This is a genomic window from Achromobacter sp. JD417 (assembly GCF_041879325.1).
Classification (GTDB): domain Bacteria; phylum Pseudomonadota; class Gammaproteobacteria; order Burkholderiales; family Burkholderiaceae_B; genus Achromobacter; species Achromobacter mucicolens.
Genome location: NZ_CP087159.1, coordinates 673,179 through 688,106, shown reverse-complemented (window position 1 = coordinate 688,106; position 14,928 = coordinate 673,179). Strand labels below are relative to the sequence as shown.

Genomic DNA, 14,928 nt, shown 5'->3' with positions numbered 1-14,928 from the left:
GATGCCGCCTAAAGGCCGCATGTATGCGCGTCAAGACCCGGGATATTACTCCTTTGTATCAGGCCGAAACTCGAATGCCGTTCAACAAAAGCCTCAAAACCGCCCATTTTTTTGTAAAAAACGTGTGGTTACTAGCACAAACCCTGAAACTCGCCGAATGCCATTCGGCACCGGCTTCCCTCCTAACTCCTGCCCGACAACGCCACGCCCAGATACTGGCCGAACGCGCCCTCGGTCAGGCGAAACCACGGCATCTCGCTGTCGCGAAAGCCCATGTAACTATCGTGCAATGCCTTGAATCTGGGGTCTTTGGCGCTTAAGTCCTTGTAGACCTGTTGCGAGGCCTCGAACGCGGCGTCCATGATGGACCGGGGAAAAGCCCGCACTTGCGCGCCGTTGGCCGTCAGTTGAGCCAGCGCCTGCGGATTGAGCGCGTCATAACGCGCCGTCGCGGCAGTGTGCGCGGCCAGCGCCGCGGACTGCACCACCGATTGATAATGTTTGGGCAACTGATTCCAGGCTTCGTCGTTGATGTAGAGCGAGAGCTGTTCGCCGCCCGCCCACCAGCCGGGTGCGTAGTAATACTTAGCTACTTTATTCAATCCGAGCTTGGCGTCCTCGTAGGCGCCTGCCCCGGCCACCGCCTGCAGCCCCTCTTTTTCAAAGGCCTGCGCCAGGGCGGCGAGCTCAACCTGCTGGGGCGCCACGCCAAGCCGGGACAGCACCTCCCCCGCCAGGCCGTCCACCCGCATCTTCAGGTCTTTCAGGTCGCCTTCGCGCTTGATTTCCTTGATATACCAGCCGCCCATCTGGGCGCCGGTATTGCCCAGGGGAAAGTTGATGATCTTTTCGGGCTTGAAGAGTTCGCGCGTCAGGCGCAGGCCCTCGCCCTCGCTCATCCAGGCGTTCATCTGGCGCGCGTTCAGGCCGAACGGCACGGCCGCATCGAAGCTGAACGCGGGATTCTTGGCATGGTAGCGGCGCGAGGACACGTGGCCGCATTCCACCTTTTTGGTGGAGACCGCTTCCATCAGGTCGGCGGCAGCAACAACTTCGCCGTCCGGGAAGTGGCGGATGTTGAACTTGCCCGCGGTGGATTCGGCGACGAACTTGCAGAAGCTCTCGGCCGCGCCGACGCGCAGGTCCAGCGCGCTGGGAAAGCCCGAGGACAGGCGCCAGCTGATCGAGGGCATGTCCTGGGCGAACGCGGGCGAGCTGACGGCAGCGCCGGCGACGGCGCCCAGACTGGCGCGCTTCAGGAATGAACGTCGTTGCATCACTTTGCTCCTATACAGCAACACCCGGGACTTCGAGCAATACCCGCCGGATATTACACGCTGGCGAACACAGGAACGGCTAGAGGAAATCCCGGAAAGGCAAGGGATTGCAAAGCGCGCAAAACAGGGGCCGGCGGCGCACGGCGCGCCGCCGGCGGGCGCGATCAGGTGCCGGCAATGGCCATCTGTTCGATGAGGATGGAACCGGTGGTCTTGGTGCCGCGCGAGATCGTGTCGGCGCCCACCGCGACGATCTGCTGGAACATGTCGGCCAGGTTGCCGGCGATGGTGACTTCCTGAACCGCGTGCTGGATCTGGCCGTTTTCGACCCAATAGCCGAAAGCGCCGCGCGAGTAATCGCCCGTCACGTAGTTGACGCCCTGCCCGATCAGCTCGGTGACGAGAAAGCCGGTGCCCAGCTTTTTCAGCATGGCTTCGAAATCGTCGCCGCGCTGGGTCTGCGTGGAGCTGAAGACCAGGTTGTGCGAACCGCCGGCGTTGCCGGTGGTGGTCATGCCCAGCTTGCGCGCGGTGTAGGACGACAGGAAATAGCCTTCCAGCACGCCGGCCGAGACCACGTTGCGGCGGCGCGTGCGCACGCCTTCGTCGTCGAACGGCGAGCTGCCCATGGCGCCGCGGATGTGCGGATCCTCGACCAGGTTGATGTGCTTGGGAAAGAGCGGCTTGCCCAGCGAATCGACCAGGAAGCTCGCCTTGCGGTACAGCGCCCCGCCGTTGACGGCCTGCGTCAGCGCGCCGACCAGGCCCAGCGCCAGCGGCGCCTCGAACAATACCGGGAACTTGCCGGTGCGCACGCGGCGGGCCGACAGGCGCGACAGCGTGCGTTCGGCGGCATAGCGGCCGATGGCCTCGGGCGAGGCCAGCTTGGCCGGATCGCGTTCGGACGAATACCAGTAGTCGCGCTGCATGCCGTTGCCGCGACCCGCGATGGGCGCCACGGACAGGCTGTGGCGCGAATACGGATAGCCGCCCAGAAAGCCGCGCGTGTTGCCCATCACGAACTGGCCTTCGTACGTGCCGACGGTGGCGCCGTCGGTATTGGTGATGCGCGAATCGACCTCGCGGGCGGCGCGCTCGGCGCGCAGCGCCAGTTCGGCCGCTTCCTCGGTGGAAACGGTCCAGGCGCGATGCAGGTCCAGGTCGGGGAATTCGGTGGCCAGCTGGTCGGCATCGGGCAGGCCGGCGGCCGGGTCGGCAGCGGTGTGGCGAGCAATGTGCCAGGCGGCTTCGACCGTCTGGCGCAGCGCGGCCTCGGAGAAGTCGGACGTCGAGGCCGAACCGCGGCTCTGGCCGGCGTAGACCGTCAGGTCCAGCGCCCGGTCGCGGGTTTGCTCAACGGTTTCGATGTCGTTCTTGCGTACCGAGACGGACAGTCCCAGGCTTTCCGAGACTTCCGCGGCGGCGTCGGAAGCGCCGATCTGGCGCGCGTAGGCCAGGGTTTGCTCGACAAGTTCGGAAAAACGCGCGTGATTCGCCGCCAGCGGCAAGGATGAGGAGGTTTTAACCATTGCAGTCCAATTTGCAGAGACGGTTATCATAGCCAAGTCTGTCATTGCGCAGTTTTCCATGAATTCCCATCCCCAAGAAGATTCCGTCGACGACGGTTACGACGAGAACGGCTACGACCGTCCCAGCAAGTCCCAGGTCAAGCGTGAAATGCACGCCCTGCTGGACCTGGGCAAGCAATTGATCGCGCTGTCGCCCGAACGTCTGAAGCAGCTGCCGCTCGAAGAGCGCCTGTACGAAGCGATCCGCATGGCGCAACGCACCACCGGCCGCGAAGGCCTGCGGCGCCAGGTCCACTTCGTCGGCAAGCTGATGCGCGACGCGCCAGCCGACGTCATTCGCAAGCAACTCGACGTCTGGGAGAACGGCTCCCGCGAGGAAACGGCCGCCATGCACCGGCTGGAAACGCTGCGCGACCGTCTGCTGGATGACGACGACGCCTTCACGCGTCTGCTGAACAACAATCCTCAGGCCGACGTGCAGCAACTGCGCACGCTGATCCGGGCCGCCCGCAAGGAAAAGCTGGCCAACGCCTCGCTGTTGCAGGGCCAGGAGCCGCAAAAGAAGCATTACCGCGCGCTGTTCCAGGCCCTCAAGACGCTCACCCTCTAATTGCCTACGGCCCATCCATGACCGCAACCGACCTGCTCGACTGCATCGAGATCGAAACCGCCCCCAACCCCACGCACGCCGTGATCTGGCTGCACGGACTGGGCGCCGACGGCAACGATTTTGCGCCCATCGTGCCGGAGCTGCAGTTGCCCGCCGGACTTGGCGTGCGCTTCGTGTTCCCGAACGCGCCCGTGCAGCGCGTGACGATCAACAACGGCATGGCGATGCGGTCCTGGTACGACATCCTGGTGATGGACCTGGTGCGGGTGGAAGACGGCCGCGGCATCCGCGCCTCGGAAGCGGCCATCCACAAGCTGATCGCGCGCGAAAACGCGCGTGGCATTCCCACGTCCAACATCGTGCTGGCGGGTTTTTCACAGGGCAGCGCCATGACCCTGCACACCGGCCTGCGGCTGAAAGAAAAGCTGGCGGGCATGATGGCGTTGTCGGGTTATCTGCCGCTGGTGGACAGCGCCGAGGCCGAGCGCCAGCCCGCCAACGACGCCACGCCCATCTTCATGGCCCACGGCCAGTACGACCCGGTCGTGTCGCTGGCGCGTGCCGAAGCGTCGTTGGCCGAACTCAAGCGGCTGGGTTACGACGTGCGCTGGCACACGTACCCGATGCCGCACTCGGTCTGCGCCGAGGAAGTGGCCGACATTTCGGCCTTCCTGAACGAAGTCCTGGTGTGATGCGACGGGCAGACTAGGGACGATGGCGGGCGGCGCGCCGCGCGCGGCCCGTGTTCCTGGCCGATGGGCGTCAAGCTTGCCCCCGCCTACGATGGAATGAGCCCGCCTCAGCGGCTCAAAATCTTATTCTGTATACCAACTGGTATTCCAGCCTCGAATTTTCGGGGCAGCGACGGCGTACGTCCATAGAGAAAAACGCCAATCGCAAAACGCTTGTCGCCTGCTTGTCTTGAATATAGTATTCGATCCAAGCCTCACCGGCCCGGGCGTGCACTGTTCGGGCTTCCCTGTTGTTGTAGTCGATCCATCCCATTGGCCGTGTCGCGCCGATTGTCGGCGTGGCATTCAAGACGCAGGAGAAAGTCCCGTGAAGACCTCGCCCTTGCCCCGCCTGGCAGGCGCGGCGCTGCTCGCGCTGCTTGCCCCTTTGGCCGCTCAGGCCGAAGCCCTCAATCCCCCCGTGAAGGTGCGATACGAAGAGGTGGTGCGATCCATCCTGTACGTGCCCAAGTACGTCGCGCTGTCGCAGGGCTACTTCAAGGACGCCGGCCTGGACGTGTCCATGAAGACGTCGCAAGGCACCGACAAGGGCATGACCGCCCTGTTGTCGGGCAGCGCGGACATCGTGCTGATCGGGCCCGAGGCGTCCATCTACGTGCAGAACAGCGAATCGCCTGTCAAACCGAAGATCTTCGCCGGCCTCACCGCCACCGATGGCTTCTTCCTGCTGGCGCGCAAGCCGGTCGACAAGTTCGACTGGTCCATGCTCAAGGGCAAGGAGGTCATCGGCTTTCGCCCCGGATCGAATCCCATCGTGTTCCTGGAAACCGCGCTGCGCAAGCATGGCCTGGATCCGCAAAAGGACGTGAAGCTGCTCAACAACATCGGCATCCCCGCGCGCGCCGGCGCCTGGATGGCGGGCCAGGGTGAATACGGCATCTTCCTGGAGCCCGAGGCCGGCGAGCTGGTGCGCAACGGCAAGGGACACATCGTCGCGTCCGTGGGACATGAGGTGGGCCAGGTGGACTACACGGTGTTCACCGCCACCGACAAGTACATCCGCGACAACCCCAAGGTCATCCAGGCCTGGACCGACGTGGTGGCGCGCGCCGAGAAGTACGTGAAGGACACGCCCGCGGCCACGCTGGCCACGCAGATCATGACCTTCTTTCCCGGCATGGATCAGGCCGCGGTGACCGAGGCGATCGAGCGCTACAAGCAATATCAGATCTGGAAGACCACGCCGCTCGTGACGGCGCAGGCGATGACGCAGCTTCAGGACATGCTGATCGCCAGCGCGGTCATGAAGGACAGCGCACGCGTGAAGTACGAGGACGTGGTGATCGCCGACTTTGCCAAGAAGGCCCAATGATGGGAGCCGCCATCCACAACCTCAAGCCGGCGCCCGCCACGGCCAAGATCGAACTGCGCGACGTCTGTCTGTCGTACTTCACGCCGGAAGGCGAGACCGAAGCGCTGTCCAACGTGTCGTTCAGCCTGGCGCCGGGCGAGTTCGTCAGCCTGATCGGCCAAAGCGGCTGTGGCAAGAGCACGCTGCTGTCGCTGATTGCGGGCCTGATTCCCCCGACCTCGGGCGCGGTGCTGGTCGACGGGCAGGCGGTGACCAAGCCGAACGCGCGCATCGGCTACATGTTGCAGCAGGACTACCTGTTCGAGTGGCGCACCATCCTGGACAACGTGATGCTGGGCGCCGAGATTCAGGGGCGGCGCGACGCGCGCAGCGAGGCGCGCGCCGTGCACCTGCTTGAAAAATGCGGTCTGGGCGCGTTCCTGTCGCACACGCCGCGGCAGCTCTCGGGCGGGATGCGCCAGCGCGCGGCGCTGGCGCGCACGCTGGTCACCGAGCCCGACGTGATCCTCTTGGACGAACCGTTCTCGGCGCTGGACTCGCAGACCCGTCTGGCCATCTCCGACGAAGTCGTGGACATCCTGCGCCGCGAGGGCAAGACGGTGGTGCTGGTGACGCACGACATCGGCGAAGCCATCGCCATGACCGATCGGGTGATCGTGCTGTCGCGCCGGCCAGGGCGGCTCAAGAGCCAGTACCGCATCCACTACGGCGACGGCCAGGTCCGCCCTACCCCGTTCCAGGCGCGTTCGCGGCCGGAATTCAACACCTACTTCAAACAGCTCTGGGACGAGCTGGACGTCCATGTGGAGGGCTGAGCCATGAACGCGCCGATTGCCAATACCGTCCCGCTGCGCGCCGTGCCCGGCCCCAGCGAAAAGTACCTGAACTACCTGCGCCGCGACCGCGCGCGCCGCCGAAACATCCGTGTGGCCCAGGCGCTGCTCCTGGTCGTTTTTCTGTGCGCATGGGAAATCCTGCCGCGCATGCACATCGTCAATCCGCTGCTCACCAGCTATCCCAGCGCGCTGTGGCCCACCTTCATCGAACTGTGGAATCACGGCAGCCTGGGCAAGCACATCATGACGACGCTGTCGGCCACGCTGGTGGGCTTTGTGCTGAGCATGGTCATCGGGATCGTGGTGGCGGCCGCGCTGTGGTGGTCCGAGTTTCTCTACAAAGTGCTCGACCCCTTCCTGGTGGTGGCCAACGCCATGCCCAAGATCGCGTTCGTGCCCATCTTCTACCTGTGGCTGGGGTCAGACTATGCGGTGTACGGCATGGCGGTCGCCATTGCGGTGTTCGTGACCATCATGGTGGTGTATGCGGGGTTCCGCGGCATCGACCTGAACAAGGTCAAGCTTGCCCACACCTTTGGCGCCAGCCGCTGGCAGGTGCTGACCAAGGTCGTGCTGCCAGGCAGCGTGCCGACGCTGATCGCGGCGGTGAAGATGAACATCGGTCTTGCGCTGGTGGGTGTCATCGTGGGCGAATTCCAGTCGGCGGATTCGGGGCTGGGCTTTCTCATCATGAACGGCAGCCAGGTGTTCAAGCTGAACATCGTCATGACCGCCATCGTGATGCTGGCGCTGATCTCCAGCGTCATGTACCTCATCATCTACCGCGTCGAGTCCGCCGTGGCGCGGCGCTACGGCTAAGGAGGCAGCATGCAATTCCCCCAATGGGTGAAGGATCGCGTCGTGGCCCGCCAGGGCTGCCTGCATCCGTATGACGAGCTGCCGGCCGCGCGCACGGCGGTGGTCGTGATCGACATGCAGCAGTACTTCCTGCTGCCCGGCTACCAGGGCGAATGCGCCCCGGCGCGGGAAATCATCGGCCCCATCAACCGCCTTTGCAGCGCGGTGCGCGACGCGGGCGGCGTGGTGGTGTGGGTGCAGACGGCCTCGGACAACGCGGATGTGTTCTGGTCGCATCACCACGGCGTGATGCTGACGCCCGAACGCAGCGCCCGCCGCCTGGAGACGCTGCGCCGCGACTCGCCCGGATTTGCGCTGCACCCGGACCTGCATGCGCAGGCCAGCGACCTGCGGATCGTCAAGCGCTTCTATAGTGCGATGGCCCCGGGCTCGTCCGAGCTGGAGCCGGTGCTGCGCGGCCTGGGCGTGGACACCCTGCTGATCGCCGGCACGGTCACCAACGTCTGCTGCGAATCTACCGCGCGCGATGCGATGATGCGGGACTTCCGGACCATCATGGTGGACGACGCGCTGGCGGCCGTGACGCCGGCCGAGCACGAGAACGCCCTGCACGGGTGGATGCTGTTCTTCGGCGACGTGCTGTCGGTGGACGAGGCGGCCGCGCGGTTGACGCCCGCGCAGCCGTCCCGCAAGACCGCCTGAACCGTTCCGGCGGCCGCGGGCCTTAAGCCAGGTTCAGCCAGACCCGGCGCATGGTCGGATCCTCGGGGTCGGGATCGTTGGTAAAGCCCAGGCTGGTCATCAGCGCCAGCATGGGCCGGTTCGTCGACAGCACCAGGCCGTCGATGTATTCCAGCCCCTGCTCGCGCGCGGCGTCGATCAGCGCCGTCATGAGCTGACGCCCCAACCCGCGCCGCTGCCAGTCGTCGCCGATCACCAGCGCGTATTCCGCGCCGCGGCCATCGGGATTGCGCAGGTAGTGCGCAAAGCCCACCAGCACCTCGCGCGGATGGCCGCGATTAGCGGGATTGGGCACCTGCGTGGCCGCCACCAGCGCGAGTTCGCGGTGGTAGTCCACCTGGGTGTAGCGCGACACCATGCGCGGCGTCAGTTCACGCATCATCGACACGAACCGCATGTAGCGCGAGCGCTCCGACAGGCCGCGGATGAATTCCTGCAACGCCTCGCCGTCTTCGGGACGGATGGGGCGCAACACCCACGGAATGCCGTCTGCAAATCGGCGCACCTGCACCAGCCGGGCCGGATACGGGTGGATCGCCATGTGCGGATAGCCGGTGGTCTGCGGCGAGGCGCAGCCGGGCGTCTCGGTCAGCGTCATGCGCAGGCCGCCCGCGCGCAGGTGGGTTTCGCCTGCGTAGAGGGGATCGATGTCGAGCGTTTCGATATCGGGAAGTTCGGACACCAGCTCGGACACCAGCACCAGCGCCTGCTGCAGCGCCTCGGCGGCCATGTGGCCGACCCGCGGCGCCAGCACGCGGCGCCACAGCCGGCTGCGCTCGATGAGCTGGCGCGCCAGGTAGCCGTTGAGCGGCGGCAGGTCCATGCCGCGATCGGCCAGCGACAGCACCGCGTCCGGCCCGCCCGCGCCAAACCGGATGACGGGGCCGAACTTCGGATCGCGCCGCACCCGGATCGCCATGGGGCGGGATTCCGCTTCGCCGCGCGCCGCATCGGCAGAGAATTCGCTGAGCGGCACGTAGAACAGCGCCAGCAAGGTGCGGATCTCAGACGTGTTCAGCTCGCGCCGGCATTCGGCGCGCATCCGCGCAAGGATCTCGCGGGCGGCCGTCAGGTCGGGCACGTGGCTCGCGGGTTCGGGCGGCTGCGTCTGCAGCAGCAACTGCTGGTTGTAGTGGTGCGAGGCCAGCACGCCGAAGGCATCGGCGGCCGATTCGGGCGTACGGAATGCCGACGTGCCGGCATCGTCCAGCATGCGCCGCAAGGGCCGCATGCCCGCATCGCCCATGAAACAGGTCACCACCGGCTTCTTGGCCGACGGGGCAATCTGCGCCAGTTCGCGCGCGACGGCGGGCATGTCGGCCAGGGCGTCGGGCGCCAGCAGCACCAGCACGCCGTCCACGCCCGTGTCGTCCAGGACAACGTCGAGCATGGCGCGAATGCGCTCGGGCGTCATGGGCAGGTAGGTGATGACGGGGTTGGCGATGGCGGCATCGGGCTCCAGCATGTCGGCCAGCGCGCGCTGCGTGGCGGGCGCGAGGTCCGCGCGCAGCACGGCGGCGTCCGGGCCGATCAGGTCCATGGCGAGCTGCGGAGGCCCGCTGCCGTTGGAGATCAGTGCAACGCGGCGGCCCTTGGGGCGGCGCGTGTAGCCCAGCACCTTCACGGCCGAGAACAGCTGCACGAAGTAGCGCACGCGCACGGCGCCGGCCCGGCGCAGCGCCGCGTCGAAGATGGCATCGCTGCTGTCGGCGTCCGAGCGCCCTGCCTTGAGCACGATGACCGGCTTGATGCTGGCCGCGGCCCGCAGCGTGCTCATGAATTCGCGCGCGGGTCCGACGTCTTCAAGGTAGAGAACGATGCTGTCGGTGCGAGGATCGCTGGCCAGGTAGTCCAGCAGCTTGGGCAGGCCCACCACGGCCTCGTCGCCCAGCGACACGGCGGTGGAAAAGCCGATATGCACGTCCTCGGCCCAGTCCATGACGGCGGCCATGATCGAGCGCGACTGCGCCACCAGCGCCACGCGGCCGGCGCGCGCCAGCACCGGGTGCTGGCTGAAATTCAGGCCCGCGTGCGGCCGCTGCGCGCCGAAGGACCGCGGCCCGAGGAGTTCGCAGTGGTTTTCCTCGGCCCAGGCGCGGCACAGCGCCAGCGTGCCGCGCGGGTACGGGTCGGGCAGTTCGTGGGGCAGCAGAATGACCGCGCGGGGCGACAGCGGCGCCAGCCGGCGCAAGGTTTCCGGCAGCACGGCGGGCGAGACGCAAACCAGGGCCAGATCAGGACGGTCGCCCGCAGCCAGGCCTTCCAGCCTGTCCGGCAGGTCGGGTGCCGCGCCGGGTTCGACCGTGACGACCGTGGTCTTCGCCTTCAGGACGGGAGACAGGGAACTTGCCGCGGGCAGGGGCCGGTCGGCCACGATCACCAGCGAGCCGGGTTCGAACATGGGCGCAAGAGCGTGTCTCAACATGGGGAGGTCGGGCCAGGGCCTGTTCACACTAATCTAAAATAGCGTTCATCGTATCAAGACAAGCCCGCTGTCCGCTTGATGAGGACACTGCCCGACGCCGCTTTGTGGCGCCGCAGCCGCTAACACTGCCACCTATGACTTCCAACGCCTCTACTCCCATTCGCACCCGCTTCGCGCCTTCGCCCACCGGTTTCCTGCATTTGGGCGGCGCGCGCACCGCGCTGTTCTCCTGGGCCTTCGCGCGCCATCACAAGGGCACTTTCGTGCTGCGCATCGAGGACACGGACGTCGAGCGGTCCACGCCGGAAGCGGTGCAGGCCATCCTGGACAGCATGGAATGGCTGGGCATGCAGCCGGACGAGGGCCCGTTCTACCAGATGCAGCGCATGGACCGGTACCGCGAAGTTGTCGCCCAGATGCTGGCCGCCGGCACCGCCTACCACTGCTACAGCTCGCCCGAGGAAGTCGAAGCCATGCGCGAGGCCGCCCGCGCCCGCGGCGACAAACCGCGCTATGACGGCACCTGGCGCCCGGAACCGGGCAAGACGCTGCCCGCCATCCCCGAAGGCCGCAAGCCGGTGGTGCGCTTCAAGAACCCCCAGGACGGCGCCACGTCCTGGAACGACATGGTCAAGGGCACGATCAGCTTCGACAACACCGAGCTCGACGACCTGATCATCGCGCGCCCCGACGGCACGCCCACCTACAATTTCTGCGTCGTGGTCGACGACTGGGACATGGGCATCACGCACGTGCTGCGCGGCGATGACCACGTCAACAACACGCCCCGCCAGATCAACATCCTGCGCGCGCTGGGCGCCACGCTGCCCGAATACGGCCACGTGCCGATGATCCTGGGCCCGGACGGCGAAAAGCTGTCCAAGCGCCACGGCGCGGTCAACGTCATGGAGTACGACAACGAGGGCTACCTGCCCGAGGCCATGATCAACTACCTGGCCCGCCTGGGCTGGAGCCACGGCGACGACGAACTCTTCTCGCGCGACCAGCTGGTGTCCTGGTTCGACACCAAGCACCTGTCCAAGTCCGCCTCGCAGTGGGATCCCAAGAAGCTGAACTGGGTCAACGCCCACTACATCAAGCAGATGGACAACGCCGAACTGGCAGAGCGCGTGGCCACGCGCGTCGCGGCCCGCGGCGGCTACCCCGAAAAGATCGACCTGCCGGGCGTCATGGGTCTCTTGAAGGACCGCGCCGAAACGCTGGAGCAGCTGGCCGACGGCGCCATGCTGTTCTGCGGCGAATTCAAGGGCGCGCCGGCCGACCTGGCCGAGCAGCACCTGACCGCCCCCGCCCGCGAAGCGCTGGCCGACTTCGCGCAGCGCGCCAAGGATGCGGATTGGACGCGCGAAGCGCTGTCCGCGCTCATCAAGGGCGTGCTGGCCGACCGCGGCCTGAAGATGCCGCAACTGGCCATCCCGCTGCGCGTGGCCGTCACCGGCCAGACGCAGACGCCTGCGGTGGATGCGGTGCTGGCGCTGCTGGGCAAGGAAACGGTGCTCAAGCGGCTGTCGGCGATTTAAACCCGGGTGTCTGACACCCTCGAGAGCTGACGCCCCGAACCCGCCGCGGTCTCGGCGGGGTGTCTGACACCTGCATAAGCCTGCCGCCCTGGTGTTTTCAATCCGGCGTGACGCCAACGCCGTTCACGCCCGCTGCATCGCGGCCCTCGCCTTCAGCGCCCGGGCAAAGAACGCCCCCAGCAGCGGCAGCAGCACGGCCGAACCGCCGAACAGCGCGGCCGCGCCGATCTCGTCCACCACGGCCCCTGCCAGCGCCACGCCCGCCGCCTGCCCCATGAAAAGGCACGAGGCAAACCATGCCACCGCCGTGCCGCGCGCGGACGGCACCATCTGCGTTGCGTTCGTCTGCAGCGTCGCGTGCAGCAGGTAATAGCCGAAGCCCGCCAGCACGCTGGCCGCCAGGCTCCATATCCAGACCGGTCCCAGCCAGTACGACAGGAACGCCACGCCCAGCACCAGCCCGCCCGCGACGGCAAGGCCGCGCTCGCCCAGCCGTTTCAGGATGCGGCCCGCGACAACCGTATAGATCAGTCCGCCCACCGCATACACGGCGACCAGCGCGCCCGCGGCCGTCAGCGAGATATCGAATCGCTCATGCAGGTACGAGGGAGCAAAGGCCAGCGCGCCGAACACCAGCAGCCCTTCGATGAACACCGTCGCCAGCACCACGCGCGCCCACGGTGCGCCCAGCACCAGCCGCGCCTGCGCGACGAAGCCTTGCCGAGGCGCGCTGGGATCGACCTGCGCAAAGCCGGCCGCCCGCTGACGCCGCACTTCCAGATGCAGCAGCACCCCCACGATCAGATATCCCGCCACAAGCGCGGCAAAGGCCCACCGCCAGCCGACGGTATCGGCAAAGAGCCCGCCCGCAAGCTGGCCGGCCGACATGCCGAGGATGGTGCCGGTCAGAAAGCGCGCCAGCGTCGCCTGCCGGCGTTCATAGGGAACGTTGTCGCCGATCCAGGCCATGGACAGGGGCACGATGCCCGCGCCGGCCGCGCCGGACAAGGCGCGGCAAAAGACCAGCATGTCGAGCGTTTCGGCCATGACGGCGCCGGCGCTGCCCAGCGCACACGCCACGGTCGCCACGCTGACGACGCGGTACTTGCCGTAGCGGTCGCCCACCGGACCGAAGAACATCTGCAGCACGCCATAGGCCACGGCAAAGGCCGTGACGGCGCGCGCGGCCTGACCGGTGGTGGTGCCGAATTCCGCCGCCAGTTGCGGCAGCATGGGATCACAGATTCGGAAGGCGCTGGCGCTGACGAAGGCGGCCAACGCGAGCAGCGCGATCGCGCGTGCTTCGGAGGACAGGGCGGGCATGGAAAACCGGCTGCGGGGCGAAAGTCGAAGCCCGCACCTTACCGCAGCCTGGCCCGCTTGGCTTGACCGCCGGGCGAAATGTCCGCCCGGCGCAACGGTCAGTAGGCCAGACGGTAACCCGCGGGCATGCGGCGCGCGGTCAGCAGCATGCCGCCCGACTTCAGTTCGCGCAGCGACAGCTTGGACTGCTCGACCTTCTCGACGCGGTAGCGATTCAGATAGATCGGATCGGTGGGATCCACCGGCTCGCCCGCCGACTTCGTGGTGCGCATCGTGTAGACGCCGTCCGCCACGCTCCAGCAGCCCGTCTCGCGCAGCGCGGGGCGAGTCTTGCGGCCGATCTTGAGCAGAGATTCGTAGGACATGGTGCCGTCGGCGGACAGCACGATCAGCGACTGCATGTCGCCCGCCACATCGCGCGGACGCGAATTGGACAACCAGGTGCCGATCATCGGGTCGCCGGTCTTGGCGGGCGTGCAGGCCACCGGCTTGGGCGGTTCAGCGGGTTGGGCCTCGGTGATGGCGGCTGGCTTCCTGGCGGCGCAACCGGCCAGGATCACGATGGCGCAGGCAATGCCTGCCGTACGCAAAAACACACTGCTCATGACTTCCTCAAGACGTCCGCCGACGCGCCGCGCCGATCACACCGGCCCGTCCCAGGCGCAGCGGACTTCACGCACTCTAAATAGGCGTCAGGGAAGAATCAACGACGATCCGCGCCGTGTGCAAATGCGCAACAGTGCGGGTGCGGACGCGCCCGGAATCCGCGCGGAATCCGCAAAAATGCGTTGGTTTCTAGCGACAGCGGCTCACCCGCGACGCGCCTTCTCGCGCAGCATTTCCTCCATGCGCGCGGCGGCCGGAGACAGGCTTCTGCCGGCCAGACGGGCAATGCCCAGCTCGCGTTCGATGCGCGGCCGCGACAAGGGCACAAACGCCAGTCCCGGCGAATCCGGCGGCACGCCCAGGCGGGCCAGCACCGTCACGCCCACGCCGCGCTCCAGCATGGCCAGCAGCGACATCATGTTGGAGACGAACACCTGCCGGTCCAGCATGAACGCCGCCTGCGGATGACCGGCAAGCTGGCGGTGCGCAATGGTGCCCACCAATGGCAGGTCGGCGATCTCGCGCCACGTCACGGACTTGCGGCCAGCCAGCGGATGGCCGCGATGGCAGACCAGGCCAAAGGCGTCGCGCATCAGCGGTTCGAACGACAGGCGGCGGTCGCGCGACACGGTGCTGCACACGCCCAGTTCGACCTCGCCCGCCAGCACCATGCGCTCGACCCCCTCGGAGTTGTCGTCGAACAGGCGCAGCGACACCGCGGGATACTGCGCCCGGTAGGCGGCCACCAGTTCGGGCAGCCAGTGCGTGGCGGCGGACGCAACGGACGCCATCGTCAAGCTGCCGGCGCCATTGTTGGCCAGCCCCGACAAGGCGCCGGCGACCCGGTCGTGGTGGTCAACCAGTTCACGCGCCAAGGGCAGGCAGTCTTGCCCGAAGCGCGTCAGCGTGCCGCGGTTGCCGGGCTCGAACAGCGGCTGTCCCAGGCGTTGTTCCATTTCCCGGATCGACAGGGACAACGCGGGTTGGGATCGGAAAGCCCGGACGGCTGCGGCGCGAAAGCTGCCCAGCTCGGCGACCAGCAAAAAATGCCGGTAATGGGAAATGGAGAGATCGGGAAGCGGGCGCATGGGGCGGCGGATTAGTAGAACTTATCAATCCATATGAAAAATAAAGTTTTCTGATCATAGGCCGCCTCT

13 protein-coding genes are annotated in these 14,928 nt (G+C 66.7%); 7 read left to right on the top strand and 6 right to left on the bottom strand.

Annotated elements, in window-relative coordinates:
- Positions 1-182: 182 nt before the first annotated feature.
- Entirely contained in the window at positions 183-1,277 is a 1,095-nt protein-coding gene (locus tag LN047_RS03065) for a twin-arginine translocation signal domain-containing protein (RefSeq protein ID WP_334168240.1), read from the bottom strand.
- A gap of 164 nt (positions 1,278-1,441) precedes the next feature.
- Entirely contained in the window at positions 1,442-2,806 is a 1,365-nt protein-coding gene (gene pmbA / locus LN047_RS03060) for a metalloprotease PmbA (RefSeq protein ID WP_056327831.1), read from the bottom strand.
- A gap of 58 nt (positions 2,807-2,864) precedes the next feature.
- Here pmbA and yjgA point away from each other — a divergent pair, with 58 nt between their 5' ends.
- The 6 genes from yjgA (at position 2,865) to LN047_RS03030 (ending at position 7,837) form a co-directional block, all read left to right on the top strand.
- A complete protein-coding gene (gene yjgA, locus LN047_RS03055; protein ID WP_056327830.1) occupies positions 2,865-3,416 on the top strand; it encodes a ribosome biogenesis factor YjgA in 552 nt (183 codons plus the stop codon).
- Between the two features lie 17 nt (positions 3,417-3,433).
- Positions 3,434-4,108, top strand: a complete 675-nt coding sequence (locus LN047_RS03050) for an alpha/beta hydrolase (protein WP_056327829.1) — start codon at positions 3,434-3,436, stop codon at positions 4,106-4,108.
- A gap of 367 nt (positions 4,109-4,475) precedes the next feature.
- The gene (locus LN047_RS03045; protein WP_373981142.1) at positions 4,476-5,480 is read left to right on the top strand and encodes an ABC transporter substrate-binding protein; all 1,005 of its coding nucleotides are present in this window, start codon (positions 4,476-4,478) and stop codon (positions 5,478-5,480) included.
- The gene (locus LN047_RS03040) at positions 5,480-6,295 is read left to right on the top strand and encodes an ABC transporter ATP-binding protein (RefSeq protein WP_056327928.1); all 816 of its coding nucleotides are present in this window, start codon (positions 5,480-5,482) and stop codon (positions 6,293-6,295) included. Before LN047_RS03045 ends, LN047_RS03040 begins: the two co-directional genes overlap by 1 nt.
- A 3-nt stretch (positions 6,296-6,298) precedes the next feature.
- Positions 6,299-7,135: an ABC transporter permease gene (locus LN047_RS03035; protein WP_056327827.1), complete on the top strand. Its 837-nt coding sequence runs from the start codon at positions 6,299-6,301 to the stop codon at positions 7,133-7,135.
- Positions 7,136-7,144: 9 nt separating this feature from the next.
- The gene (locus tag LN047_RS03030) at positions 7,145-7,837 is read left to right on the top strand and encodes an isochorismatase family protein (RefSeq protein ID WP_373981141.1); all 693 of its coding nucleotides are present in this window, start codon (positions 7,145-7,147) and stop codon (positions 7,835-7,837) included.
- A gap of 22 nt (positions 7,838-7,859) precedes the next feature.
- Here LN047_RS03030 and LN047_RS03025 read toward each other — a convergent pair whose 3' ends face one another.
- The gene (locus tag LN047_RS03025) at positions 7,860-10,301 is read right to left on the bottom strand and encodes a GNAT family N-acetyltransferase (RefSeq protein WP_373981140.1); all 2,442 of its coding nucleotides are present in this window, start codon (positions 10,299-10,301) and stop codon (positions 7,860-7,862) included.
- 134 nt (positions 10,302-10,435) lie between these two features.
- On the opposite strand from LN047_RS03025, the gene gltX reads away from it, so the two are divergent.
- Positions 10,436-11,842 (top strand): glutamate--tRNA ligase, encoded by a 1,407-nt coding sequence (gltX, locus tag LN047_RS03020; RefSeq protein ID WP_373981139.1) that lies wholly within the window; start codon positions 10,436-10,438, stop codon positions 11,840-11,842.
- Positions 11,843-11,965: 123 nt separating this feature from the next.
- Here gltX and LN047_RS03015 read toward each other — a convergent pair whose 3' ends face one another.
- From LN047_RS03015 to LN047_RS03005, 3 genes are all read right to left on the bottom strand, one after another.
- Positions 11,966-13,165 (bottom strand): MFS transporter, encoded by a 1,200-nt coding sequence (locus LN047_RS03015; RefSeq protein WP_373981138.1) that lies wholly within the window; start codon positions 13,163-13,165, stop codon positions 11,966-11,968.
- 98 nt (positions 13,166-13,263) lie between these two features.
- Entirely contained in the window at positions 13,264-13,770 is a 507-nt protein-coding gene (locus LN047_RS03010; RefSeq protein ID WP_056327822.1) for a hypothetical protein, read from the bottom strand.
- 204 nt (positions 13,771-13,974) lie between these two features.
- The gene (locus LN047_RS03005) at positions 13,975-14,859 is read right to left on the bottom strand and encodes a LysR family transcriptional regulator (RefSeq protein ID WP_056327821.1); all 885 of its coding nucleotides are present in this window, start codon (positions 14,857-14,859) and stop codon (positions 13,975-13,977) included.
- Positions 14,860-14,928 lie beyond the last annotated feature (69 nt).